This window comes from Streptomyces sp. NPDC054770 (genome assembly GCF_053611985.1).
The window spans coordinates 99,366-124,205 of record NZ_JBSHBL010000026.1; the positions used below are offsets into that span (position 1 = coordinate 99,366).

Below are 24,840 nucleotides of genomic sequence, written 5' to 3' on the forward strand. Positions count from 1 at the left end.
GCCGGGTTGCGCACGGACACGGGGGCCGTACGGACGCCTGTGCGGGTCAGTCGTGTTTGCAGATCCGGTCCAGGAGGTTGGCGGTGGCGCGCTGGACCCGGGGGTCGATGTGGCCGGGGCGGTCCAGGGCCGGGGACCAGGCGAAGGTGCCGGAGGCGAAGACCAGGGCGCCGGAGGGGGCGCGGTACAGGGAGGTCTCCTGGTGGCGCAGGGCGCCGTCGTTGTCCGTGTAGGGGGAGTGGGCGAGCAGGATGCGCTCCTCGTGCTCGGGCAGCGCGGTCCGCGGGAAGTAGCGGTCGGCCTCGCCGGCCACCAGGCCCGGGAGTTCGTCGCCCTCGTGCGCGCCGGTGGCCTCCCAGAGCCAGTGCCCCGCGTTGCGCACGATCAGGGGGTACGGCTCGGGCACCCGGCCCGCGTACTGGATGCCGACCGTCTGCTGTTCGGGCCGGTCGATCTCGCGCCAGAGCACGGGTTTTCCCGGGCCCCTGCGTTTTCGGCAGGTCAGCAGGCGGTTCGCGACCCCGGACGGGGACGGGCCCAACTCCACCTGCCAGTACATGGTGTTGGCGGAGAGGAAGACGAGGCTCGTGCCGCTGTCGCGGGCCAGTTCGACCGTGCGGCGCATCTGCGGGGACCAGTACTCGTCGTGGCCCGGGAAGACCAGGCCCCGGTAGCGGGTGGGGTCGACGCGGCCGGCGTGCAGGTCGCGGGCGTCGGCGTAGGCGAGGTCGTAGCCGTAGCGCTCGGCCCAGCGGATGAAGTCGTAGGCGTGGCCGACGTGCAGGGGCAGGCCGGCGCCCGCGTACGGCCGGTCGAAGGAGACGGTGGTCGCCGCGTCGGCCTCGCCGAGCAGCCGGCCCCGCTCGTCCCAGGCGTGGTAGAGGCTGGCCCCGGTGCGGCCGTCCTCGGGGTAGAGGTTGTACGCCTGCCAGGTGATGTCCGGCAGCAGGAGCAGCAGGTCGGCCGGGTGGTTGTCGCGGATCGTGAAGGGCACGTGCGAGCGGTAGCCGTCGGCCGTGGTGAGCACGGCGACGTACGCGCCGATGCTCCAGTACGACGGGACCTGCAACCGCCAGGACAGCCACCAGTGGTGGCAGGAGACCGTGCGGTCGGCGGCCAGCGGCGGCGACTGGACGATGCCCGACAGCCGGGGGCTGGTGGTGATCTTGGATGCGCCGTCGCCGCCGTAGTGGCCGATGCGGTAGACGTCGACGCTGAATTCCTGTGGCGGGTCGACGGTGATGTGGAAGTCGACGGCCTCGCCCGGGGCGACCGCACCGGTCGAGGTGAACCCCTTGATCTGGCGGTGCACGTCGTCGGCCGAGCGCGGGCCGCCGATGGCGGTGCGCGGTGCGGGGACCCGGGGGTTCTCGCCGGTGGGCTGTGGCCGGCTGGGGTCCACGTACCAGGGGACGACATGACCCGTGTCGTCGAAATAGGTCTCGCTGCCGCGCAGCCAGGGGACGGGACCCTGGCCGAAGGGGTCCGTGACGGCGTGCGCGAGTGCTCCCGACTCCCAGCGGCGGATGTGGTCCGATGCCATGGTGGCTCCCCTCCCTCGTGCCCCCGTGAAGTGTGCTGATACGAGCCGAAGTGCGATGTGTGTGCCGTGCTGCGCTGTGCCGGCGTCCTGCCGGGCTGTGCCGTGCTGTGACTGTGGCGTTTGTCTTATGTCGGATGCGCTTGCCACAACCGCGAACGGTCCCAGCACATCACATAACGCACGCGTCCGGTCACGGTTCGTTGCGAATTTGCCTGAAGTGGAACACTTCGCTCCGCCAAAGCGGCCGAAACGCCGAGGTCAGACCAGTCGAACCGGTTTCTCGGGACGTATTCCGGACTCGACCAGCCAGGCCCGCAGCGGGCCCGGGTCTCCCTCCTCGATGAGGCTGAGGACTCTGGGGGTCAGGTCGGCGGCCCGCTCGCCGTCGACCAGCAGGGACGGGCCGTCGAGCCAGTCCAGACCGGGGGTGGCTCCGGCCGTGTCCACGGCCGCGCAGCACACCATCGCCTTGACGTGGTCGGCGAGGAGTTCGCGTGCGGTGCGCGGGGGCTGGAGGGGGAAGAGAGGCAGTGCGCCGTCGTCCCAGAGCGGGCCGCCGGGGCCGCTGCCCTGGCCGGTCGAGGCGGCCGGGGCGGTCGCGGCGGGGCAGCCGGGGCGCGTGGTGCCGGTCGCTTCCGCGCGTTCCTCGCGGGCGAGGGCCGCGGTGAGGCCGGCGGCGAGGGCGGCGCTGCGTTCGGTGCCGGTGGGCTCCTCGGCGTCCTCGTCGTAGCCGGGGAGGCGGGCGTCCTCGTCGTAGCCGGGGAGGCGGGCGTCCTCGTCGTGGCCGGGGAGGCGGGCGTCCTCGTCGTGGCCGGGGGTGCGGGGACCCTCGTCGTACGCCGGAGGGCACGGGCGCCTGCTCTGGGCGGACGGGTCGGTCAGGTGGTCCATGACGCGGGCCAGGGTGGGGCCGCCGGGGTCGGGGGCGGCGGGGTCCAGGGTGGCGCGGACGCCGAGGGTGTCCAGGACGCGGTGCAGGCGGGCCGCCTCGGTGCGCCAGGTGCGGTCGACGACCTCGTCCGGATACTCCTGCCAGGCCACCGGCGACCAGGCGGGACCGGGCTCGGCGGGGCCGCCGTGGAAGAGGCGGGCGGCGAGCAGCGAGGCGGCCTCGTCCACCAGGCCCGGCTCCTCCAGCAGGTCGCAGGCGGGCCGCTCGCCCAGCCGGGAGGCGAAGCCCTCGGCCAGCCGGTCGCGCCGGGACAGCTCGGTGAGGGCCGCGACCACGCCGGCGTCCAGCCGGGAGGGCCAGCGGCCCATCCGCCAGGCGGGCAGCGCGACCCGGGTGAGCAGGCGGTCCCAGCCTGCGTACGCGAGGCCGACCTGTTCCTGGGCGACGATCCGCAGTCCGTAGTCCACGGCCTGGGCCCGCTCGGCTGCCGCGGCGGCGACCCCGCGCTCCATCAGCGCCGCGTGCTCCCGGCAGCCGCGCAGCAGCAGCCGGGCCACCCAGCCGACACCCGTGCAGAGCGGGCGGGTGGCCGGACATCGGCCGCGCGTCGCGGAGACGGCCACCGCCGCGTCCAGGCCCCGGACGAAACGGCGGGCGGCGGCTATGTCCGGGTGCGCCGAGGGTCCCGTACCGGCGACGACCGGGGCGAGGACCGCGCGGAGCTCGCCGACACGCATCCACCACAGGAACGGGGAGCCGATGACGAGGACGGGCGCGGCCGGGGTACGGCGGTGCGAGCCCGGGTCGCCGAGCTCGTCGCCGCCCCTGGGCGCGGGCGGGCCGTGGGCCGGATGGGTGCGGTCCTCCAGCCAGCTGTCGCAGTCCGGGGTGAGCGCTATGGCGGAGGGCGCCGGCACGTCGAGGCGGTCGGCGAGGTCGCGCACCATCCGGTACAGGTCCGGGGCGGACTCCTCCGGGATCGGGACCGTGGGGGTCACGGCCGGGCGGGAGCGGGCCACGACCAGCGCGACACCGGCGGCGGCCAGCAGCACCAGCACGGCGAGCACGGCGACGATCCAGCGGGCGGTGTCCCAGCCGTGGCCGACGAAGTGGCCGGTGGAACCGCCGGTCAGCAGGATCACCGTGGCCGCGGCGGGGAGCAGGGCCACGGCCAGGGCCCGGCCGCGGATGCGCAGCACGGCGAGGGCCCGGGTACGCGCCGCCTGCGCTCCCGCCTCCGCACCGATACCGGTACTGGTCACGTCCGGACCTCACCCCCTCCCTGCTGTCCTCGGCCTTTCCTGGCTGTTGCTCACTCCCCCACTGTGGCACCCGCCACTGACATCGCAATGCCGGTGGGCCAAGTGCCGGAACGCCTGCGCCGCACCCTAGTTGGGGCCTCGGCCCCCGTCAGCCGGATGGGGCATCGGTCACTCGATGGAATGGCTTTGGTCAGAGGTGATCGACAGACAGCAATGATCAGGCCCCGGATTTCGGGTCCGGGGCCTGTCGGGGGTGGTGGATCCTGCGGGGCTGGCGGGACTCAGGCCTCCTGGGCCTGCTCCGCCGCCTTCGCGGCGATGTCCGTACGGTGCTGGGAGCCGTCGAGACCGATCCGCGCCACCGCCGCGTACGCCCGCTCGCGGGCCCGGGTCAGGTCCTCGCCCGTCGCCGTGACGGAGAGGACCCGGCCGCCGGCGCTGACGACGTCGCCGCCGGCCCGCTTCGTCCCCGCGTGCAGGACATAGGCGTGCGGCGCGTCCTCGGCGGCGATCTCGTCGAGGCCGGTGATGGGGTCGCCGGTGCGCGGGGTGTCCGGGTAGTTGTGCGAGGCGACGACGACGGTGACCGCGGCGGTGTCGCTCCAGCGCAGCGGCGGGAGGTCGGCCAGGGTGCCGTTCGCGGCGGCGAGCAGCACGCTGGCCAGCGGGGTCTTCAGGCGGGCGAGGACCACCTGGGTCTCCGGGTCGCCGAAGCGGGCGTTGAACTCGATGACCCGCACGCCGCGCGAGGTGATCGCGAGGCCGGCGTAGAGCAGACCGGAGAACGGGGTGCCGCGGCGCCGCATCTCGTCGACGGTCGGCTGGAGGACGGTCTCCTGGACCTCGTCGACGAGCTTGGGGTCGGCCCAGGGCAGCGGGGAGTACGCGCCCATGCCGCCCGTGTTCGGGCCCTCGTCGCCGTCCATAGCGCGCTTGAAGTCCTGCGCGGGCTGGAGCGGGAGGACCGTCTCGCCGTCGGTGATCGCGAAGAGGGAGACCTCGGGACCGTCGAGGAACTCCTCGATGACGACGCGGTCGCAGGCGGCGGCATGCGCCTTGGCCGCGTCCAGGTCGTCCGTGACCACGACGCCCTTGCCGGCCGCGAGCCCGTCGTCCTTCACGACGTAGGGCGCGCCGAAGGCGTCCAGCGCCTCGGCGACCTCCTCGGCGTTCGTGCAGACGTACGAACGGGCGGTGGGCACCGCGGCGCCCGCCATCACGTCCTTGGCGAACGCCTTGGACCCCTCGAGCTGTGCGGCCGCCCCGGAGGGGCCGAAGACCGGGATGCCCGCCTCGCGCACGGCGTCGGCGACCCCGGCGACGAGGGGGGCCTCCGGGCCGACGACCACCAGGTCGGCGCCGAGTTCCAGGGCGAGGGCGGCGACCGCCGCGCCGTCCAGGGCATCGACCTGGTGCAGCTCGGCCACCTCGGCGATGCCGGCGTTGCCGGGGGCGCAGTGCAGCGCGGTGACGTCGGAATCGAGGGACAGGGAGCGGCACAGGGCGTGTTCGCGGGCGCCGCTGCCGATGACGAGGACCTTCACGGGGGCCAGCGTAGCCGGGTGGGCCGACTGGAGGTTTCTCCAAGGGGGCTCGGCTACACGGTGGCCGCCTGTCGAAGCGCTCGCTCTTGGGGGCTGCCGTGGCACTCGGGCCGTCGGCGCCCGCCCCGCGTCACTCGTTCTGGATCTCCTCCACCACCGTCGCCCCCAGTTCCCTCACGATCAGTTCGTGGCCGGAGAGGGCCGACTCGTCGAGGTCGGGGTCGTCCTCCTCGGGGATGTCGTCCTCGGGGGAGACCGGCGGCGGTTCGGGGGCGGCGGGCGCAGGGGCGGGTGCCGTCCGGGTGGGCGGCGGCGGGCTCTGGGCCGGGGCGGCCGCCGGGGCCTGCTGGGCGGGCGCAGGGCGGGCCGGGGCCGCGGGGGCGGCGTAGCCGCCGGTCTGGCCGCCGCCGTACCCGGTGCCGGGCGCGGCCGCACCGCCGCCACCCGTCGGGTCGACGACCGCCTCGATCCGCCACTGCACGCCGAACTGCTCGCTCAACGCCTGCCGCAGCACGTCCTCGCTGCCGCTGCTCGCGAAGTTGTCGCGGGCGCCGGCGTTGACGAAGCCGAGCTGGAGGGTGGTGCCGTCGAAACCGGTGACCTGGGCGTTCTGGCTGAGCAGGATCCAGGTGAAGCGGCGGCGGTTCTTGACCGCCTCCAGGACGTTCGGCCAGAGCACACGGGGGTCGAGGCCACCGGCAGGGGCGGCGGCCGGGGCCGCGGGAGCGGCAGCCGGGGGCGGAGGCGAGGACGCTGCGGGGGTCGCCGAGGGCGGCGGGGCCTGCTGGGCCGCCGGGGCGCCCGTGGCCGTCGGCCAGCCGCCGGGCCGGCGGTTACCGCCGCCTGCGGGGGTGGCCGTCGGCCAGGCACCGGGCGCGGGAGCGGGCGTGGGCGTGGGAGCGGGCGGAGGAGGGGTGGGCGGGGCGACCGGAGCGGGGACGGAAGGCTCCGGAGCCGGAGCCGGAGCCGGCGCGGGTGCCGGAGTCGGCGCGGGTGCCGGAGTCGGCGCGGGTGCCGGAGTCGGCGCGGGTGCCGCTCCCCCTCGTACGGCTGCCCGGGCCGCCGCCGGACCTCCCCCTTGCGGGACGGGAGCCGGAGGCTGCGCGTGCGCCTCGGGACCGGGGACGTACCCCATGGCGGGTGCGCCGCCCCCGCCCGAGAAGTTGACGCCCCGCTCCAGCCGGTCGAGGCGTGCCATCACGGACCGCTCGTCGCCGTAGGCGGCCGGCAGCAGCACGCGGGCGCAGATCAGCTCCAGCTGGAGGCGCGGGGAGGTGGCGCCGCGCATCTCGGTCAGGCCCGCGTTGACGAGGTCGGCGGCGCGGCTGAGCTCGGCGGCGCCGAAGGTGCCGGCCTGGGCCTGCATACGTTCGAGGACGTCGGCGGGGGCGTCGAACAGCCCCTTCTCCGCGGCGTCCGGGACGGCGGCGAGGATCACCAGGTCGCGCAGCCGCTCCAGCAGGTCGGCGACGAAGCGGCGCGGGTCGTTACCGCCCTCGATGATCCGGTCCACGACCTCGAAGGCGGCGGCGCCGTCCCCGGTCGCGAAGGCCTCGACCACGGAGTCGAGCAGCGAGCCGTCGGTGTAGCCGAGGAGAGAGGTGGCCATGGCATACGTCACACCCTCCTCGGTGGCCCCGGCGAGCAGCTGGTCCATGACGGACATGGAGTCACGCACGGACCCGGCACCGGACCGCACGACGAGCGGCAGCACGCCGTCCTCGACGGGGATCTTCTCCTTGCCGCACACCTCGCCGAGGTAGTCCCGCAGGGTCCCCGGCGGCACCAGCCGGAACGGATAGTGGTGGGTCCGCGAGCGAATGGTCCCGATGACCTTCTCGGGCTCGGTCGTGGCGAAGATGAACTTGAGGTGCTCCGGCGGCTCCTCGACGACCTTGAGCAGCGCGTTGAAGCCGGCCGACGTGACCATGTGGGCCTCGTCGATGATGTAGATCTTGTAGCGGCTGGAGGCGGGCCCGAAGAAGGCCTTCTCGCGCAGCTCACGGGCGTCGTCCACACCACCGTGGGAGGCCGCGTCGATCTCGATGACGTCGATGGAACCCGGCCCGTTCCGCGCCAGGTCCTGACACGACTGGCACTCCCCGCACGGGGTCGGGGTGGGCCCCTGCTCGCAGTTCAGGCACCGGGCCAGGATCCGCGCACTGGTCGTCTTGCCACAGCCACGCGGCCCGCTGAACAGGTACGCGTGATTGACCCGGTTGTTCCGCAGCGCCTGCTGCAACGGGTCGGTGACATGCTCCTGCCCGATGACCTCGGCGAACGACTCCGGGCGATAGCGGCGGTACAGCGCGAGAGACGACACACATACGAGGTTATAGGCGCCCACTGACAGCCGGCCCCGCCCGCAAACGCAAGCGCCCCCCACGCACCCGCCAGAGCCGACCTACCCTTGCTGCCTTCCGGCCCTGGGGGAGTTCAGTCAGATAGCGCCGCGTGAGGGGCTCTGCACAGAGTACCCGACGTCAGCAGGTAGGAACGAGTTCGCGAGCACTCCTCTCGGTCATGTAATGTTCCCAGCGGAGGATTCGCCTAGAGGCCTAGGGCGCACGCTTGGAAAGCGTGTTGGGGGCAACCCCTCACGAGTTCGAATCTCGTATCCTCCGCCAGTGCCTCACCGGGCACGATGTCGAAGGGCCCCACCAGAAATGGTGGGGCCCTTCGACGTGCGTGGTCTCAGTTTTGGTCTCAGTTGCTGTGATTGGACCGGGGCGGACTTCCGTGAACGGTGATCTGGTTCACGCGGCTCTGGCGGTCCATTTGATGCGCGGCGGTACGACCCGTGCACACAGAGGCCCGCCGCATGCATCGGTCAGGCCGAGGCGGCCGACCAGTAGGCCAGTGCTTGAGGCGGTGCCGAGCACCTCGGCAGGCACGGCCTCAAGCATGAGTTTGGCTCGGCGGAACATCGTGAAGGTGCCGCGGTCGTCGACGGTGCCCCACGACAGATAGATGAACCGGCTGCCTGGGCGGCCCTGTACGAAGGGGCCCTTCACGTCGGTTCCGGTCGGTGAGGCGGCTGTGGTGCACTCCAGCGTCCAGGTTGCGGAGGCGGCGTCGCCGGGCTGTGGGTCGAGGAGTTCGCCTCTGCGGTCGCGGCGTTGTACGGCGACGTGGATGTTGCGGTACTCGGGGACGTCGTCGCCGGTGATCGCTCCGGGTGGGCAGGTGAGGCCGGGCAGGTCGACGGCGTCGATGCGGATGCGCATGGCGGTCACCATCCACGCTCCCGTTCGCCTTGAAGCCGGGGGCTCAGTGCCGGGTTGACCGGTGTTCGGGAGGGCTCGGCTTCCGTCAGGAGCGAGCCGAAAACGGACCGCCCCAGAGCTTCGGCTCCGGCCTGGTCGACGGCCTTGCCTGTGAAGTCGGGATGCTGCTCGGCCCAGACCCGTGCGGTGCGTGGGCTGGTGAAGAAGTTCAGGGCGCCGCAGGCGACGTCGGCGGCGGAACCGGTGCAGGCGCGCTGGCCGACGTAGACCGCGGCAGTGGAGGGCTGCCAGGTCATGCGCCGACCGGCGGAGGTGACGGTGACGGTCTCGCCGGTGACCGGGTCGGCGGAGGTGATCACGGCGTCGGTGTCGAGCATGTCCGGGATGCCGAGCGCGTCGATCGCGCACATTGCCCACATCTCGGTGCCGTCGGCGAGCCGGACGTGGTGGTCCGTGGGCGTGGCAGAGAAGGGATACGCCGCCTGGATACGGCCTTGCTCGTCGAGGGTGAGGAAGTCCTCGGCGGCCAGTTCGGCCAGGACCTCGCGCGGGTCGCGGTGGAAGGAGCGTGCCACTTGTTCCAGGTCGACCGGGTCGGGTGCGCGGCCGATGCTTGCGAAGGACCGCAGGATGGCCTGTTGCACGGCACGCAGTCCCCCGCTGACGGGCGCGAGCCGACCGCGGCCACGGCGACCGGCTGCATCCATGGGCGGGCAGTCACAGGCTTCGGCGGCCTCCGCGATGTACAGGGCGCGCTGGAGGTCGGCCACACTCGGTGCCCCCTCGACCCGTCCGTCCGGGCCCCGATAGAGGCGGCAGGAAACGGAAGCGGCTGCCGCCGGCACGGCGAAGGGGTCGGTGCCGTCGACACGGACGGTGGGAGAACCGGTCATGCCGAGCCGGGCGGCCTGTGCCTCGTCGGCGACCTCGATCAGCTCCACCGCTACGGCCCGTCCGCCGAGCGCCTGGTCGATCCGCTCCCGTACCAGCGGTGCGTTCGGGCAGCCGGGGACCGTCAGAACCTTGATGCGCATGGTGGTGTCCTCCCAGGTCACTGCGGATGAGGCCGACGGTAGACATTCCAGCGCACTGGAAGGTCAAGGCGTAGCCTCGATGTCATGCGCATCGGAGAACTGGCCGCAGCGAATGATCTGACGCCAAAGACCATCCGCTTCTACGAGCAGGCCGGACTACTGCCCGCACCACCCCGCACGGCGGGCGGCTACCGCGACTACCCGCCGCAAGCCGGCCCACGACTCACCTTCATCCGCGACGCCCAGTCGGCCGGACTGACGCTCGCCGAGATCCGCTCGGTCCTCGCCCTGCGCGACTCGGGCGAGGCACCGTGTTCCCATGTCACGGATCTGATTCAGCAGCACCTCACCGACATCGAGCGGCGCATGGCCGAGCTGCGCAAGACCCGCACCGCGCTGCGCGGCCTGGCCGAACGTGCCGCCGCCACCGATCCGGGCACGTGTAGGGAGGCGGACATCTGCAGCATCATCGGCAGCTCCGCAGAGAGGTGACAACAAGGGATTGTCACCACCCCTGCTGACAATCTACGGTTGTCAGCATGAGCCAAGAGCCCACTGTGGAGCAGCTCATCGCAGCCGCCCACGCCCGCGCCGGCAGTGACGACGAACTCGCACTGCTGGATGCCGTGATTGCTGTCACCCGGGACCTGTCCGCCCAAGCCGACGCAGCCGTCGACCAGGTCGTACGCGAGGTCCGCGCCGCCGGGCACTCCTGGACGGTGATCGGGGAACGCCTGGGCGTCTCGCGGCAGGCGGCCCGCCAGCGGTACGCCGACCGCGTCGAGCGCCTCACCAAAGCACCGCCAGCCGTGGGACTGATCCGGGGCCGCGACCTGGAGAGCGGCCTGTCTGCCGCACTGGCCGCGGCCGAGACGGACGGGCTGGCCGAGGCGGGCACCGAGCACCTGCTGTTCGGTCTGCTCACCGACGGCGTGGCGGCCGCTGCCCTGGAACAGCTCGGCGTGACCCGCGAAAAGATCCGCGAGGCAAGCCGTCGGCTTTTCGACTACCCGGCGGGTACGGCGAGGACGGGGCAGGCCGCGTTCTCGGGCGAGGCCAAGGCCGCACTCGCAACCGCGGAACAACTTGCCACCGAACGGACCCCCTCCTGCGCGCCGGTCGTGGTCAACACACCGCAGCTGCTCGCGGTCATCGCGACCAATCCGGGCTCCCGGGCCCGCCGTGTGCTCAATGACCTCGGCGTCGACGTGGCGGACATCAAGCGCCTGCTCCACTGCTACATCAACGTTCCTCGTACAGTTTTCGGGCGCCGCACCCGCCACAAGCGGCGGCCCGAGGATTCCTCCGCCCGTTGCTCCTTCTGCGGCAAGCCGGGGAACGACGAGCGCCGCCTCGTCGCCGGTCCCGACGTGTGGATCTGCGCCGACTGCGTCACGCTGTGCGGCGAGATCCTCGCTCAACCCGCGGGTGCGGGCTCCGCGTAGCGCGCTGAAGGCGAGGCTCGGGCGGCGGCGCTCGGCGAGGACGAGCCCGCGCAGGCTCCTGCCGAGGCAGCCGAGCACTACCGTGGATCCATGACGGCGCCCCTGGACGTGCTGGTGGTCGGCGCGGGGCCCACAGGGCTTGCGCTCGCCGCGCAACTGCGCACGTACGGCGTGTCATTCCGGATCGTCGACCGCTCTCTCGACCGGGTCCACGAGTCGCGCGCCCTGGGTATCCAACCTCGCACTCTGGAGGCGCTCGCCGGGATCGGGGTGCCGGACGAGCTGGTCGCTCGCGGTAACCCGGCGATGCAGCTGAGGATGCACCTGCCCGGGCGTGTGGTGCAGATGCCGTTGTTCGACATCGGGCTGGCCGACACCGCGTATCCGTTCCTGCTGTTCCTCTCGCAGGCGGAGACCGAGAGCGTCCTCTCGGAGCAGTTGGCGGGGCAGGGCGTGCTGGTGGAGCGGGGCACGGAGGTGGTCTGTCTGGAGCGAACGGCCTCATCCGTGACGTGCTGGCTCCGGAGCAGCGGCGGCGAGGAGACCGTGCACGCGCGGTACGTGGTGGGCTGCGACGGCGCACACAGCACCGTCCGCGACCAGGCCGGCATCGGATTCGAGGGCTACGCCTATCCACAGACTTTCCTGCTCGCCGACCTGGAGGTCGACGGCCTGGAGCCGGACGCAGTGCATGCGTACATGACCGGGTCCGGGATGCTGCTCTTCTTCCCACTCGGCTCGCCGGCGACCTGGCGGATGCTCGCGATGCGTCCGCCGGGCGCCCCGGACACCGAGGTGAAGCTCGGGCTCCTGCAGAAGATCACCGACGAGTACACCCCGGACCGGCTGGCCCTGCGGGACCCGGTCTGGATGACCGACTTCCGGCTCCACAACCGCGGCGCCGCCCACTACCGCTCGGGCCCCTTCTTCCTTGCCGGCGACGCCGCGCACATCCACAGCCCGGCCGGCGCCCAGGGCATGAACACCGGCATCCAGGACGCCCTCAACCTGGGCTGGAAGCTCGCCCTCGTCTGCTCGGGCAGGGCACCGGCGGAGCTTCTGGACACGTATGAGATCGAGCGCGCCCCGGTAGGCCGCAGCGTGCTGCGCTTCACCGACCGCGCCTTCACGATCGGCACCAGCCGCAACCCGCTCATCCGCTTCGCCCGCACCCGACTCGCCCCGCGCCTGGCCCCGTTGGCGCTGCGCGCGACAGGACCGCGCGGGCGGGTCTTCCGTACCGTCTCCGAGCTGGGCATCCACTACCGGCGAAGCCCCGTCTCCAGCGCGGGCTCGCGGCCACCAAGGAAGGGGCCCCGGGCAGGCGACCGGCTGCCCGACCTGCCACGCGGGCTCCAAGCGCGAAGTGCGGGGCCGGGCTGGCACTTGCTTCTGTCCGGACCGCCCGCGCTGTGGCCCGACGAACGCTGCGCCTCAGTCCTGCGCGGACGGGACGACCTGATCAGCGTGCACCGGCTTGGCGGGGAGAGTCCGTGGCCGGAAGTGGTCCAGGGGCTCGTACGCCCTGACGGCTACCTCGGTTACGTCGCGCGCGGTGCAGACCTCGAAGGGCTCCGCGCTTACCTGGAGCGTTGGCTGCCCGCACAGCATGGTTGATTCGTACGGCGACCGAGCTGTGCGGGTCCGGCCTCCGTACGCCCTGCATGCGGTCAGTGCTGTGCCGGGACGCCGAGGTCGTCGAGGAGTCCGCGGACGCGGCGCTCGATGTCGTCGCGGATGGGGCGGACGTCGTCGACGGACTGGCCGGCGGGGTCGTCCAGAGTCCATTCGAGGTAGCGCTTGCCGGGGAAGACGGGGCAGGCGTCGCCGCAGCCCATGCTGACGACGACATCGGCGGCCCGGACGATCTCGTCGGTCCAGGGCTTGGCGAACTCGCGGGAGATGTCGATGCCGCGCTCGCTCATCGCGGCGATGGCTGACGGGTTGACCTCGTTGCCGGGTTCGGAGCCTCCCGACCAGGCGACGGCGCCCTCGCCGGCGAGGTGCTGGAAGAAGCCCATGGCCATCTGACTGCGTCCGGCGTTGTGGACGCAGAGGAAGAGCACGACGGGCTTGCCGTCGGTGTGGTGGCCCTCGACCTTGGCCAGGGCCCGCAGGCGCTGGCGGGCGAAGCGTTCGGCGATGAGAGGGAGGTAGTTGGGGATGGTGCTCCGGCCGGCGAACTGGTCGTAGCTGGTGTGCAGGAAGCGTTCGATGGTCTCCTGGCCGAAGATCCCGTCGAACTCGCGGCTGAGGTGGGTGGCGGCGGTGCGCAGGGCGAGTTGCTGGTCGATGCTCAGGTTGCGGTGCGGGGTGGACGCGGTCTCAGTCATCGCTGCCTCCAGGAGGGCGGACGGCGGGAGCCAGCCGGTCGATCCGGTCGGCGAGATCACTCAGGGCGTCGGCAAAGGCGTCGTCGGTGCCGGTGCGGGTGGGGTCGGGGACCGACCAGTGCAGGCGGTCGGGGATGCGGGTGCCGAGTTGTTCGTGGGCGTTGTCGCAGACGGCGACCACCAGGTCGTCCGGGCGGAGCGTCTCGTCGATGTGGGCGGTGCGGGCCGCGGCGAGGGAGAGACCGTGTCTGCGGGCGGTCGCGACGGCGCCGGGGTGGACGCGTCGCGCGGGGTCGGTTCCCGCCGAGGCGGTGGGGATGCTGCTGTGGCGTTTCCAGAGGGCGGCGGCGAGGTGGGAGCGGGCGGAGTTGTGGGTGCAGACGAACACGACGCGGGGTGCCGTCCGCAGGGGTGCGGGCATGGTGTCAGCCAGGGTTTCGACGCGTAGGCGCAGGTAGGTGCGCCGTCGGTCACCTTCGGAGCGGGACCGCTCGATCAGGCCGACCTGTTCGAGCAGCTTGAGGTGGTGGGCCAGAAGGTTGCTGGGCAGGCCCAGCTCCTGGCCGAGTTCGCCGGGCGAGGCGTCGCCCAGCAGCAGCCGGTCGATGATCGCCAGGCGCGCGGGTTCCCCCAGTGCCGCGTGCCGCTGGGCTCGCGCCACTACCGATGAAGACCACTCAGCGTTCATTGACTCAATTTTGGTTGAGATAAATCAGGGTGTCAATGGGTCCGTGCTGACCGGGCCGCACGGGTCCGGCCGACGGGTCGGTCGGCAGGTGCGAGGTGGCCGGCCACCGAGGGCTACGGGGCAGGTGAACCCACGGCGAACAACTCCCGGCCGGGGTCTTCGAGCACTGTGGGCGGCGCGCGGTCACTGCCTATGGTGTTGCGGTGGCTTTCTCTCAGCAGGGCGGAGTGACGGAGGCGGTGACGGTTGCGGATCAGCCGGACACCTGCGCCCCGTCGCTGTCCTGTCTGCTGATCGACCGCGATGAGGCGGAGCGGCTGGCGGCCATGCTGAAGGCCATCGCGGACCCGACCCGGCTGCAGCTCTTCCGTCTCATCGAACGCGCACCCAGCGGCGAAGCGTGCGTGTGTGACCTGACCGCGTGTCTCGGTCTGCGTCAGCCGACCGTCAGCCACCATCTGAAGGTGATGACTGACGCGGGGCTGCTCAACCGCGAGCGGCGGGGTACCTGGGCCTGGTACTCCGTCGACCATCAGGGGCTGAGCCGTCTCCAGGCGATCCTGCAGCCGGCGGACGAGCCGGAGGCCGGGGCTACCGCCGCCTGACCGCCGTCACGGCTCGGTAGACGTCCGCACCATGCGGCGTTGCACATCGAGGTGGTGCTCGTGCATCCACGCCTGCGTCGCGACCTGGACCGCGTCCCAAGGGGAGCCGAGAGGTGGGGTGTAGGAGAGGTCGAGTTCGCTGAGGCCGTCGACCGGCATGCCGTGGAAGAGCGCGGCGGCGTACGTGTCCACGCGCTTGGAGATCTCGGCACTGCGTCGTCCGACGAGTTGGGCGCCGAGCAGGAGTCCGCTTGAGGTGTCGCCGGTGATGCGGATGGAGATCGGGGTGGCGCCGGGGTAGTACGCCTTGTGGTCGTCGGGGTGGCTGGCGGTGGTGGCCGGGATCCAGCCTCGTCCGGCGTCTGCGGCTTCGTGGTCGCGCAGGCCGGTGCGGGCGGCGACGAGGTCGAAGACCTTCACGACCTGGGTGCCGAGACTGCCGGCGAACCAGCGGGTACCGCCGAGGGCGTTCTCGCCCGCGATCCGGCCTTGCTTGTGGGCGGTTGTGCCCAGAGGCAGCCAGGTCTTGCCGAGGAGGCGGTGGTGGGTGACAGCGCAGTCGCCGGCCGCGTACACGTCCGGCAGTGAGGTGCGCATGTACTCGTCGACGTCGATCGCGCCTTTCACGCCGAGTTGGGCTCCGGCATCGGCGGCGAGGGCGGTGTCGGGGCGTACGCCGACGACGACCAGGACGAGGTGGGTGTCACAAGTGACGGTCGTGCCGTCCTTGGCCGCGGCAGTGACTCGGAGCAGGTCGCCGGCGGGAGTGCGGGTGATCGCGGAAACCTGGGTGTCGGTGATGACGTCGACGCCGTGGGTTTCGAGCTCGGCATGGACGAGCGCACCCAGCTCCGGGTCGACGGTGGGCAGGACCTCGGGCAGCGCCTCGATCTGGATGACCTTGATGCCCCGGGTGGTCAGGGCCTCGGCCATCTCCAGACCGATGTAGCCGGCGCCGATGACGACGGCGGACTTCGGTTGGCGGGCGGTGAGCGTCTGCATGACGGCGAAGGTGTCGCCCATGCTGTGCAGGAGGTGGACGCCGTCGGCCGGGCCGAGGGCGTCCGGGCCGCTCAGCCTTTCGATGGGCGGGCGGGCGCTGACCGCGCCGGTGCCCACGATCAGTGCGTCGTACGGCAGTTGCTCGGTGCGGCCGTCGGCGTCGCGTACGGCCAGGCGCTTTCCGGGTACGTCGATGCCGGTGGCGAGCGTGTCGGTGCGCACCCGTATGCCGGTGGCCTTCAGGTCGGCCAGGGTGCGGTGGGCGAGGTCGCTCCAGTGGCCGACTTCGCCGGAGACGTAGTACGGGATGCCGCAGATGGAGAAGTTCGGGTAGGCGTCGGCCACGACGACGGTGACGTCGCTGTCGGGATCCAGCTCGCGGGCGCGCAGGGCCGCGCTGATACCGGCGTCGCTGCCGCCGATGGCGACGATGCGCTTACTGGCCACCGGGTGCCTCCGTAAAGGGAGAGGACGGCGGGGCAGAGCGGATGCCCCGCTGTGGGTTGGGTGTCAGGCGAGGTGGTCGGCGAGTTCGCGTTCGAGGGCGGCCTTCGGCTTGGCACCCACGATGGTCTGAACGACCTCGCCGCCCTTGTAGACGTTCATCGTCGGGATGGACATCACGCCGTAGCGGGCGGCGATGGCGGGGTTCTCGTCGATGTTGAGCTTGACGATCTCGATCTTGTCGCCGTGCTCGGCGGCGATCGCCTCCAGCGAGGGCGCGATCTGGCGGCACGGGCCGCACCAGGCGGCCCAGAAGTCGACCAGGACCGGCTTGTCGCTGGCCAGGACGTCCTGCTCGAAGGAGTCGTCGGTGACGTTCTTGAGAGCCATGATCTTCCTTCGGGGCGTCAGACGGCGGCCACGGCCGGTTCGCCTGCGGTGTGGGTGTCGCTCAAGGCTGCGAGGTACCGCTCGGCGTCCAGGGCGGCCGCGCAGCCGGAGCCGGCCGCGGTGATCGCCTGCCGGTAGGTGTGGTCGACCACGTCACCCGCGCCGAAGACGCCCCGGATGTTCGTGCGGGTGGAGGGGGAGGCGACCTTGAGGTAGCCCTCGTCGTCCAGGTCGAGCTGGCCGGTGACCAGGTCGGTGCGCGGGTCGTGGCCGATGGCGACGAACAGGCCGGTGGCCGGCAGCCGGGAGGTCTCGCCGGTGACGGTGTCGCGCAGGGTGAGCCCGGCGAGCTTGCCGCCGTCCTCGTGGATCTCGGCGACCTCGCTGTTCCAGGCGAAGGAGATCTTCGGGTCGGCGAACGCGCGGTCCTGCATGGTCTTGGAAGCCCGCAGGGTGTCACGGCGGTGGACGATCGTCACGGAGGCAGCGAAGCGGGAGAGGAAGGTAGCCTCCTCCATCGCCGTGTCGCCGCCGCCGACGACCACGATGTGATGCTCGCGGAAGAAGAAGCCGTCGCAGGTCGCGCAGTACGACACACCGCGGCCGGAGAGCGCGTCCTCGCCCGGCAGGCCCAGCTTGCGGTGCTGCGAGCCGGTCGCCACGATCACGGCCTTCGCCCGGTGGACCGTGCCCGCGCTGTCGGTGACCGTCTTGACGGTGCCGGTGAGGTCGACCTCGACGATGTCGTCGGGGACGAGTTCGGCGCCGAAGCGTTCGGCCTGGGCCCGCATGTTGTCCATCAGGTCCGGGCCCATGACGCCGTCGCGGAAGCCGGGGAAGTTCTCCACCTCGGTCGTCTGCACCAGCGCGCCGCCGGCCGTGACCGCGCCCTCGAAGACCAGCGGCTTCAGCGAGGCGCGGGCGGTGTAGAGGGCGGCGGTGTATCCGGCGGGACCGGAACCGATGACGATGACGTTGCGTATGTCCGTCGCCGTGCTCACGCCTGGGGCTCCGGCGCGATCTCCTTGATCAGGCCCTCGACCAGCACCTTGATCTCGTCGCGGATCGGGCGGACGGCCTCGACACCCTGGCCGGCCGGGTCCTCCAGATCCCAGTCCAGGTAACGCTTGCCGGGGAAGACGGGGCAGGTGTCGCCGCAGCCCATGGTGATGCAGACGTCGGACTCCTTGACGGCGTCGACGGTCAGCATCTTGGGGACCTCGGCGGAGATGTCGATGCCGACCTCGGCCATGGCCTCGACGGCGGCCGGGTTGACGCCCGCGCCGGGGTTGGAACCGGCCGAGCGGACCTCGACGCGGTCCCCGGCCAGGTGGGTCAGCCACGCGGCGGCCATCTGGGAACGGCCGGCGTTGTGGACACAGACGAACAGCACAGAGGGCTTGTCGGACATCAGAGGTCTCTCTTGTCTCGCAACAGAACGGGCACGACATATCAGTACCCGGTGGTGTCAGTCACCGCTGATGTGACAGTATCAGTGCATGCTGACGTCAGTCGACACTGATCTGATCCGGGTCCTGGCCGACCCGCTCAGGCTCCAGATCGTGACCCTGCTCGCCAAAGAGACGCTGTGCACCACGCATCTCGTCGAGGAGACGGGCGCGAGACAGACCAACCTCTCCAACCACCTGAAGGTGCTGCGCGAGGCCGGGGTCGTGGAGACGGAGCCGTGCGGCCGGTTCACGTATTACAAGCTGCGTCCGGACGTCATCGCCTCACTCGCCGATCAGTTCGCCGACCTGGCCGAGTCCGCCCGCGCCGCCGCAGAGAACAAGAGGGCCTGCCCATGACCCCCGCCGAAGCCGCCCCGACCGAGGAGTCCGCGCCAGCGGCGCCTGCGGCCGAGTCCGTCGCGCCCGCGCCGGGTGCCACCCCGCCGCGCACCCCGCTGGTCGCCCGGGCCGCCGCCGAACTCATAGGCACCGCGGCGCTGGTGGCGGTCGTGGTCGGCTCCGGCATCCAGGCCACCGAACTGACCAAGGACGTCGGCCTGCAGCTGCTGGCCAACTCCACGGCCACCGTCTTCGGCCTCGGCATCCTCATCCTGCTGCTCGGCCCGGTCTCCGGCGCCCACTTCAACCCCGTGGTCACGCTGGCCGAGTGGTGGACAGCACGACGTGGGGGCGCCGGGGTCACCCTGCGCGAGGCGGCCGTGTACCTGCCCGCGCAGATCGTCGGCGCTATCGCGGGCGCGATCCTGGCGGACGCGATGTTCGGCGAGCCGCTGGTGAAGTGGTCCACGCACGACCGGTCTGCGGGCCATCTGCTGCTGGGTGAGGTCGTCGCCACAGCCGGTCTGATCCTGCTGATCTTCGGCCTGGCTCGGGCGAACCAGCTGCGCTTCGCGCCCGTCGCGGTCGCCTCCTACATCGGCGCCGCGTACTGGTTCACCTCGTCGACGTCCTTCGCCAACCCGGCGGTGACCATCGGCCGCGCCTTCACCGACACCTTCGCGGGCATCGCGCCGGGTTCGGTTCTGGGCTTCATCGGCGTGCAACTCGTGGGCGCCGTGGTCGGGCTGGCCCTGGTGGCGCTCATCTTCATGCCCGGACGATCGGCGGAATGAGCCACAGTACGCAGGTGGTGGTGATCGGCGGCGGCCAGTCCGGGCTCGCCGCGGGCTACCACCTGCGCCGCCTGGGCCTCGACTTCGTCATCCTCGACGCCCAGACCACCCCCGGCGGCGCCTGGCAGCACGTCTGGGACTCACTGCGCCTGTTCTCCCCGGCCGCGTACTCCTCGCTGCCCGGCCGCCTCATGCCACCGCAGTCCGGCGAGACCTACCCCGACGCGCAGCACGTGGTGGAGTACCTCACCGACTACGAGAGGCGATACGAGCTACCCGTCGAGCGCCCCGTACGCGTCCTCGGTGTCCACCAGGACGGCCGGCACCTGCGGGTGGAGACCGACTCCGGCACCTGGCACGCCCGTGCGGTGATGAGCGCGACCGGCACCTGGTGGCGGCCCTTCCTCCCCGCCGTTCCTGGGCAAGCGGCCTTCGGGGGCCGCCAGTTGCACACGGCCGAGTACCGCAACCCCGCCGACGTCGCAGGCCAACGCGTGATCGTGGTCGGCGGCGGCAACTCCGGCGCCCAGATCGCCGCTGACCTGGCGTACGACACGGACCTGACTTGGGTCACCCAGCGCCCGCCCCGCTTCCTCGCCGACGACATCGACGGCCGTGCCCTGTTCGACGCGGCCACCGCACGCCGCCGCGCCCTCGACGAGGGCCGCACCGACACGGGCGGCGTCGCCTCGCTCGGCGACATCGTCGCGGTCCGGCCCGTACGCGAAGCCCGTGATCGTGGCCTGCTGAAGGCCACTTCGATGTTCTCGCGTCTCATCCCCGATGGCGTCGAATGGGCCGACGGCAGCCGCGCCGACGCCGACGTGATCATCTGGTGCACCGGTTTCCGCCCCGCCCTCTCGCACCTCGCCCCGCTCCGGCTCCGGCTCCGGGGCCGACGCGGCCATATCGCCACCGCCGGGACGCGCGCGGTGGACGAGCCCCGCGTGCACCTGCTCGGCTACGGCGACTGGACCGGCCCCGCCTCCGCCACCCTCATCGGCGTCGGCCGCCCGGCGCGCGATGCCGCACGGGCGCTCGCCGAACTCACCCGGTCTTGAAGGCACGCCCTGGATCAGGACAGGGTGCCGACGACCTTGCGGGCCCGGGCGGCGATGCCTTCGGGCAGCGGCGCGTATCCGACCATGGGAAGGAGTTCCTGGCCCGCTTCGCCGACGGTGTAGGAGAGGAAGGACTTCAACGCGGGCAGAACGGAGGGCTTGTTGCCGCGCTCGCACACGACGTCGTAGGTCACCATGACGATCGGATACGCACCGGCCGAGCGCGGGACGTAGTCCAGCTTCAGCGCCAGGTCCTTGCCCGTGCCGGTCACTCGTGCCCCGGCGATGCCGGCCGAAACGGCCTCGACGCTCGGCACGACCGGCTTGCCCGGGCCCGTCCTGATGGCGGCTGCCTTGAGGCGGTGGGTGGTCGCGAACGTTGAGTCGACGTAGCCGATCGCTCCCTGATACCGGCCCACCATGGCTGCGAGCCCGTCCGAATCGGTGGCCGAGGTGCCCCCGTCGGCCTGCCAGAGCTGCGCCACGGCATGGGGCCAGGATCGAGGTGCGGCAGCGGAGAGGTAACCCGTGAAGTGGTAAGTGGTGCCCGAACTGTCGGAGCGGTGCACGGTCCGGATCGGCTCGTCGGGCAGCGCGGCGGACGGGTTCAGCGCGCGGATCGCGGGGTCGTTCCACCGGGTGATCGCCGAATCGAAGATCTTCGCCAGGGTGGGGGCGTCCAGCACCAGCCCGTCGACTCCCTTGAGGTGGTAGACGACGGCGATCGCTGCGCCCGCCACCGGCACATCGACGGCTTGCCCACCGCCGCAGACTGCCCGGGACCGGGCGACGTCCGCGGGCTTCAGCGCCTCGTCCGTCCCGCCGAACGCCGCGGAGCCGTCGAGGAACACGGCCACGCCGCCGGCCGAACTGCTGGGCCGGTAGGCGACCTCCACGCTCGGGCACGACTGCTCGTATGCGGTGATCCAGTACGTCATGGGCGACTGCTGGGAGGTCGCGCCGTCGCCCTGAAGCTGGCCCTGCGACGCGCAGTGGATCCTCGGGTCCCGGATGCCGGCACCCACTACCGGGGGCCTGCCGCTGACCACGCCCTCATCGCCCGACACCCACATCCACACCGCGCCCCCGACCGCGAGGCACGCCGCCAGGGTCGCCGCGGCGACCGGCACCATCACCCGAAGATCCCGCTGGTGTGGACGCACCGCGCCTCCCGGAACTCCGTCGGACCGTACATAGATGGTTGCCTATGTTTCGACGGTGGCGGGAGGCGGACGCGTGAATGCGAGGCGGCGAGATGCCTTCTCGTGCGTAACCCGCAGGATCAGCGCGGAGCGAGAAGCTGTCCCATCGCGGCGAACACCGACGGCTCGACCCGGTAGTACACCCACGTGCCACGCCGCTCGGAGGTCAGCAGGCCGGCGTCCTTGAGCTTCTTCAGGTGGTGGGAGACGGTCGGCTGGGAGACACCGACGTCGGAGATGTCGCACACGCACGCCTCACCGCCCTCGTGGGAGGCGACCGCGGAGAACAGCCGCAACCGCACCGGATCGCCGAGCGCCTTGAACATCCGCGCCGCCACGTCGGCCTCCTCCGCGGTGAACGGACGCTCGGTGAGCGGCGGGCAGCACGGCGCCGCGGCCTCGCCAGAGGCGGGTTCCAGCAGCGGCAGCGCCTTCGTATTCGACATGCATCTATGTTGACATATGTCGAACCAGTGAGCGAGGGCGGGACGGCCTCAGGTTCGGGAGAGGCGGGCAGTGAGGTGTCGCGCGATCCGTTCCGCGTCCCGGCCGACCCCGCGCAGGGAGTTCGACGACAGGCTGCGCTGCCATTCCAGGCCGACGTAGGTCAGCCCGGGATGCGAAAGCGACACCCCCTCGCGATGGCGAGGGTGACCGGATGCCGTGAGAGCACCCAGTGGGGCCAGGTAGGCGAGGTCGGGGCGGTAGCCGGTGGCCAGCAGGATCGTGTCGACCTCCTCACTGCCGCCGTCGCCCCAGGTGACCTTGGTTCCGTTGATCCCCGTGAACACGGGACGCCGGTCCGGAGCGCCGGAAGCAACGGCGGCCCGGTAGCGGCCGTCGTCGATGACCAGCTGGGTCGGAGGCGTACGCAGAAACCGGCCCAGGGGCAGGGTGTCTGCCCCGGTCCGCTTCAGCCACCAGTGCAGATCCCGCCCCAGTGTGCGCTGTGCTGCGAAGCGCACCGGGTGCCGCGTGGCCAGGGTGACCTGGGCGTGTGCGGCCAGGTCGGCAGCGATCTGCACGGCCGAGTTCCCGGCGCCGACGACCACCACCCGCTGCCCGGTGAACGACTCCGGAGTGCGGTACTCGGCCGCGTGCAGCACCGCGCCGGCGAAGCCCTCCAGCCCCGGCAGCGGTGGGCGGTACGGGCGACCGAAGGTACCGGAAGCCGCAACCACGCTCCGGGTGCACAGAGCGTCCCCGCCCTCCAGTACGAGGGTGAATGTGCCGTCGGCTGCGGCTCGGACCTCCCGGACCCGCACCCCCGTACGGATGTCGGCATCCAACCAGTCGGCATAGCGCAGCAGGTAGGCGGCTACCTCGTCCCGGTGCGGATAGCGGCCCGTGTCCCCGCCGAAGGACAACCCTGGCAGCGAGCTGTATGCGGCGGGAGAGAAGAGCGTGAGGCTGTCGTAGTAGCGCGGCCACGATCCTGACGGCCGGTCGGACGCCTCCAGGATCACCGGCACCAAGCCCGCCCTGCGCAGGGCATGTGCCGCGGCCAGTCCGGACTGTCCGCCGCCGATCACCGCTACATCCACACGTTCCATATCCGACTCCCGGATTCGACGAATGTCTATGTTGACGCTTATCGATACAGGTGTCATGCTGGGCCGCGCAAGAGATCGACGAATGTCGAAGCAAAGGGGAACCTCGTGGCCGTGTCCACCAACTGCGTGCTCACCACCGACCAGCTACCCGTCGTGGTCATCGGAGCCGGCCCGATCGGCCTGGCTGCCGCAGCCCGTCTCGTCGAGCGCGGCATCGAACCCCTGGTTCTGGAAGCCGGCCCCACCGCAGGCAGCGCCGTACGCGACTGGTCCCATGTCCGCCTGTTCTCGACCTGGGGCGAGGTCATCGACCCGGCCGCCGAGAAGCTGCTCGCCCCGACCGGCTGGATCCGCCCCGACGGCACGGCCTACCCGACCGGCGGCGACTGGGCCGAGCGCTACCTCCAGCCCCTCGCCGACGTCCTCGGCGACAAGGTCCGCTACGGCGCCACGGTGACCGGCGTCGCCCGCACCGGCCGCGACCGCATCGTCGACGCCGGCCGCGACGAGCAGCCCTTCACCGTGCACATCCAGTCCGCCGACGGACGCGAGGAGCGGATCACCGCTCGCGCCGTCATCGACGCCTCCGGCACCTGGTCCGTCCCGAGCCCGATGGGAGCGGACGGCCTGCCCGCCCTCGGTGAGAAGTCGGCCGCCGACCGCGTCTCCTACCGCGTCCCGGACCTGAAGGACCCAGCCGTACGCGCCCGTTACGCGGGCAAGCGCACCGCTGTCGTCGGGTCCGGCGCCTCCGCCTTCACCGCCCTGGCCCTCCTCGCCGACCTGGCGAAGGAGGAGGAGGGCACGCACGCGGTGTGGATCCTGCGGCGCGGTATCGGCGCGAACACGTACGGCGGCGGCGAGGCCGACCAGCTCCCTGCCCGAGGCGCCTTGGGCCTGCGTGCCAAGGATGCCGTCGAGGCCGGCCACGCGAGCGCGGTCACCGGCTTCCGCACACAGGCTGTGGAACGCGACGGTGACCAGCTCGTCCTCGTTGCCGAGGACGGCCGTCGCCTCGACCCGGTCGACGAGATCATCGTCCTGACCGGCTTGCGTCCCGACCTGTCCTTCCTCTCCGAGCTCCGCCTCGGCCTCGACGAACGCCTCCAGGCCCCGGCCGCCCTCGCCCCGCTCATCGACCCGAACGTCCACTCCTGCGGCACCGTCTACCCGCACGGCGTGGCCGAGCTCTCCCACCCCGAACAGGGCGTCTACCTGGTCGGCATGAAGTCCTACGGCCGCGCCCCGACCTTCCTCGCGATGACCGGCTACGAGCAGGTCCGCTCCATCACCGCCGCCCTCGCAGGCGACCAGGAGGCCGCCGAGCGCGTCGAACTCACCCTCCCGGAGACCGGTGTGTGCGGCGGCGCGGGCCTGTTCGACGAGCCGGAGAACGCCGAGCAGTCCGGCGGCGGATGCTGTGCCGCGCCTGCCACTCTCCAGATCGGCATCGGAGCCCCGACCGCCGCCTCCGGCGGCTGCTGAACGCCCCACCCAACCAAGGAGGTTCGCCATGACGTCCCGCGTACAGCTCGCCCTCCGCGTCCCGGATCTCGACGCGTCCATCGCCTTCTACAGCAAGCTGTTCGGCACCGGACCCGCCAAACTCCGCGACGGCTACGCCAACTTCGCCATCGCCGAGCCCCCGCTCAAGCTCGTCCTGATCGAAGGAACCGCGGACGAGGACACCCGCCTGGACCACCTCGGCGTCGAAGTCGAGTCGACGGAGGCCGTCCACGCCGCCACCGCCCGCCTGAGCGAGGCCGGCCTGACCACGGACGTCGAGAACGACACCACCTGCTGCTACGCCCTCCAGGACAAGGTCTGGGTCCACGGCCCCGGCCAGGAATCGTGGGAGGTGTACGTCGTCAAGGCCGACGCCGACTCCCTGGCCAAGCAGCAGGGCAGCACCTGCTGTACCGGCCCGGCGGCGATCGACGCCGACGCGAAGGAACCGGTCGCTGCGGGCGGCTGCTGCTGATCCGCCGATGACCGACCTCCACACCAGCGAGGCCGTGACCGGGACGGGAG

24 protein-coding genes, 1 tRNA gene and 1 other RNA gene are annotated in these 24,840 nt (G+C 71.7%); 10 read left to right on the forward strand and 16 right to left on the reverse strand.

The genetic code is table 11. The features are described 5' to 3' along the window. Positions 1–46: 46 nt before the first annotated feature. The 5 genes from ACWGKQ_RS23260 to ffs form a co-directional block, all read right to left on the reverse strand. On the reverse strand, positions 47–1,543 hold the full coding sequence (locus ACWGKQ_RS23260) for a N,N-dimethylformamidase beta subunit family domain-containing protein (protein WP_453293857.1): 1,497 nt from the start codon (positions 1,541–1,543) through the stop codon (positions 47–49). A gap of 258 nt (positions 1,544–1,801) precedes the next feature. Further along, positions 1,802–3,697: a hypothetical protein gene (locus ACWGKQ_RS23265; RefSeq protein ID WP_453293858.1), complete on the reverse strand. Its 1,896-nt coding sequence runs from the start codon at positions 3,695–3,697 to the stop codon at positions 1,802–1,804. Between the two features lie 281 nt (positions 3,698–3,978). Continuing rightward, the gene (gene purD, locus ACWGKQ_RS23270) at positions 3,979–5,241 is read right to left on the reverse strand and encodes a phosphoribosylamine--glycine ligase (protein ID WP_453293859.1); all 1,263 of its coding nucleotides are present in this window, start codon (positions 5,239–5,241) and stop codon (positions 3,979–3,981) included. Between the two features lie 130 nt (positions 5,242–5,371). Beyond that, complete coding sequence (locus ACWGKQ_RS23275) at positions 5,372–7,564, reverse strand: DNA polymerase III subunit gamma and tau (protein ID WP_453293860.1); 2,193 nt, start codon at positions 7,562–7,564, stop codon at positions 5,372–5,374. Between the two features lie 45 nt (positions 7,565–7,609). Beyond that, an RNA gene (gene ffs, locus ACWGKQ_RS23280) (signal recognition particle sRNA small type) lies at positions 7,610–7,708 on the reverse strand. Between the two features lie 72 nt (positions 7,709–7,780). On the opposite strand from ffs, the gene ACWGKQ_RS23285 reads away from it, so the two are divergent. Further along, a tRNA-Ser gene (locus ACWGKQ_RS23285) sits at positions 7,781–7,868 on the forward strand. Positions 7,869–7,997: 129 nt separating this feature from the next. Here ACWGKQ_RS23285 and ACWGKQ_RS23290 read toward each other — a convergent pair. Together ACWGKQ_RS23290 and merB are read right to left on the reverse strand one after the other, a co-directional pair. Then, positions 7,998–8,480 carry a DUF5990 family protein gene (locus ACWGKQ_RS23290; protein WP_453293861.1) on the reverse strand — a complete coding sequence of 161 codons (483 nt, stop codon included), beginning with the start codon at positions 8,478–8,480 and terminating at the stop codon, positions 7,998–8,000. After that, positions 8,474–9,502, reverse strand: a complete 1,029-nt coding sequence (merB, locus tag ACWGKQ_RS23295; RefSeq protein ID WP_453293862.1) for an organomercurial lyase — start codon at positions 9,500–9,502, stop codon at positions 8,474–8,476. Before merB ends, ACWGKQ_RS23290 begins: the two co-directional genes overlap by 7 nt. A gap of 84 nt (positions 9,503–9,586) precedes the next feature. Between merB and ACWGKQ_RS23300 the strand changes: the two genes are divergently transcribed. From ACWGKQ_RS23300 to ACWGKQ_RS23310, 3 genes are all read left to right on the forward strand, one after another. Further along, positions 9,587–9,994, forward strand: coding sequence for a heavy metal-responsive transcriptional regulator (locus ACWGKQ_RS23300; protein WP_453293863.1), 408 nt, complete (start codon positions 9,587–9,589; stop codon positions 9,992–9,994). Between the two features lie 47 nt (positions 9,995–10,041). Continuing rightward, positions 10,042–10,947 (forward strand): ClpX C4-type zinc finger protein, encoded by a 906-nt coding sequence (locus tag ACWGKQ_RS23305; RefSeq protein ID WP_453293864.1) that lies wholly within the window; start codon positions 10,042–10,044, stop codon positions 10,945–10,947. 90 nt (positions 10,948–11,037) lie between these two features. Further along, a complete protein-coding gene (locus ACWGKQ_RS23310; RefSeq protein WP_453293865.1) occupies positions 11,038–12,564 on the forward strand; it encodes an FAD-dependent monooxygenase in 1,527 nt (508 codons plus the stop codon). Between the two features lie 53 nt (positions 12,565–12,617). Here ACWGKQ_RS23310 and ACWGKQ_RS23315 read toward each other — a convergent pair whose 3' ends face one another. Next, positions 12,618–13,280, reverse strand: coding sequence for an arsenate reductase ArsC (locus ACWGKQ_RS23315; protein WP_453293866.1), 663 nt, complete (start codon positions 13,278–13,280; stop codon positions 12,618–12,620). Continuing rightward, complete coding sequence (locus ACWGKQ_RS23320) at positions 13,273–13,968, reverse strand: arsenate reductase/protein-tyrosine-phosphatase family protein (protein WP_453293867.1); 696 nt, start codon at positions 13,966–13,968, stop codon at positions 13,273–13,275. The genes ACWGKQ_RS23315 and ACWGKQ_RS23320 overlap by 8 nt, the downstream gene beginning before the upstream one ends. A gap of 203 nt (positions 13,969–14,171) precedes the next feature. Here ACWGKQ_RS23320 and ACWGKQ_RS23325 point away from each other — a divergent pair, with 203 nt between their 5' ends. Continuing rightward, positions 14,172–14,573 carry an ArsR/SmtB family transcription factor gene (locus ACWGKQ_RS23325; protein WP_453293868.1) on the forward strand — a complete coding sequence of 134 codons (402 nt, stop codon included), beginning with the start codon at positions 14,172–14,174 and terminating at the stop codon, positions 14,571–14,573. Between the two features lie 6 nt (positions 14,574–14,579). Here the strand turns inward: ACWGKQ_RS23325 and ACWGKQ_RS23330 are convergent, their stop codons facing one another. From ACWGKQ_RS23330 to ACWGKQ_RS23345, 4 genes are all read right to left on the reverse strand, one after another. Further along, positions 14,580–16,022: an FAD-dependent oxidoreductase gene (locus tag ACWGKQ_RS23330; RefSeq protein ID WP_453293869.1), complete on the reverse strand. Its 1,443-nt coding sequence runs from the start codon at positions 16,020–16,022 to the stop codon at positions 14,580–14,582. Positions 16,023–16,085: 63 nt separating this feature from the next. Beyond that, positions 16,086–16,409, reverse strand: coding sequence for a thioredoxin (gene trxA / locus ACWGKQ_RS23335; protein WP_453293870.1), 324 nt, complete (start codon positions 16,407–16,409; stop codon positions 16,086–16,088). Between the two features lie 17 nt (positions 16,410–16,426). Next, positions 16,427–17,410, reverse strand: a complete 984-nt coding sequence (trxB, locus tag ACWGKQ_RS23340) for a thioredoxin-disulfide reductase (RefSeq protein WP_453293871.1) — start codon at positions 17,408–17,410, stop codon at positions 16,427–16,429. Beyond that, positions 17,407–17,820 (reverse strand): arsenate reductase ArsC, encoded by a 414-nt coding sequence (locus tag ACWGKQ_RS23345; protein ID WP_389331596.1) that lies wholly within the window; start codon positions 17,818–17,820, stop codon positions 17,407–17,409. The genes trxB and ACWGKQ_RS23345 overlap by 4 nt, the downstream gene beginning before the upstream one ends. Positions 17,821–17,908: 88 nt before the next feature. Between ACWGKQ_RS23345 and ACWGKQ_RS23350 the strand changes: the two genes are divergently transcribed. From ACWGKQ_RS23350 to ACWGKQ_RS23360, 3 genes are read left to right on the forward strand one after another with little or no spacing between them, the layout of a single operon-like run. Beyond that, positions 17,909–18,217, forward strand: coding sequence for an ArsR/SmtB family transcription factor (locus tag ACWGKQ_RS23350; RefSeq protein WP_453293872.1), 309 nt, complete (start codon positions 17,909–17,911; stop codon positions 18,215–18,217). Then, on the forward strand, positions 18,214–18,993 hold the full coding sequence (locus ACWGKQ_RS23355; protein ID WP_453293873.1) for an aquaporin: 780 nt from the start codon (positions 18,214–18,216) through the stop codon (positions 18,991–18,993). The genes ACWGKQ_RS23350 and ACWGKQ_RS23355 overlap by 4 nt, the downstream gene beginning before the upstream one ends. Continuing rightward, positions 18,990–20,054 (forward strand): ArsO family NAD(P)H-dependent flavin-containing monooxygenase, encoded by a 1,065-nt coding sequence (locus ACWGKQ_RS23360; protein ID WP_453293874.1) that lies wholly within the window; start codon positions 18,990–18,992, stop codon positions 20,052–20,054. The genes ACWGKQ_RS23355 and ACWGKQ_RS23360 overlap by 4 nt, the downstream gene beginning before the upstream one ends. Positions 20,055–20,068: 14 nt before the next feature. On the opposite strand, the gene pstS is transcribed toward ACWGKQ_RS23360, so the two are convergent. The 3 genes from pstS to ACWGKQ_RS23375 all read right to left on the reverse strand — a co-directional run bounded on the left by pstS (position 20,069) and on the right by ACWGKQ_RS23375 (position 22,809). Further along, entirely contained in the window at positions 20,069–21,217 is a 1,149-nt protein-coding gene (gene pstS, locus ACWGKQ_RS23365) for a phosphate ABC transporter substrate-binding protein PstS (RefSeq protein WP_453293875.1), read from the reverse strand. A gap of 119 nt (positions 21,218–21,336) precedes the next feature. Further along, positions 21,337–21,702: an ArsR/SmtB family transcription factor gene (locus ACWGKQ_RS23370; protein WP_234540149.1), complete on the reverse strand. Its 366-nt coding sequence runs from the start codon at positions 21,700–21,702 to the stop codon at positions 21,337–21,339. A gap of 48 nt (positions 21,703–21,750) precedes the next feature. After that, a complete protein-coding gene (locus ACWGKQ_RS23375; protein WP_453293876.1) occupies positions 21,751–22,809 on the reverse strand; it encodes a flavin-containing monooxygenase in 1,059 nt (352 codons plus the stop codon). 105 nt (positions 22,810–22,914) lie between these two features. On the opposite strand from ACWGKQ_RS23375, the gene ACWGKQ_RS23380 reads away from it, so the two are divergent. Then, complete coding sequence (locus ACWGKQ_RS23380; protein ID WP_453293877.1) at positions 22,915–24,294, forward strand: NAD(P)-binding domain-containing protein; 1,380 nt, start codon at positions 22,915–22,917, stop codon at positions 24,292–24,294. Between the two features lie 28 nt (positions 24,295–24,322). Continuing rightward, the gene (locus tag ACWGKQ_RS23385; RefSeq protein ID WP_453293878.1) at positions 24,323–24,790 is read left to right on the forward strand and encodes an ArsI/CadI family heavy metal resistance metalloenzyme; all 468 of its coding nucleotides are present in this window, start codon (positions 24,323–24,325) and stop codon (positions 24,788–24,790) included. Positions 24,791–24,840 lie beyond the last annotated feature (50 nt).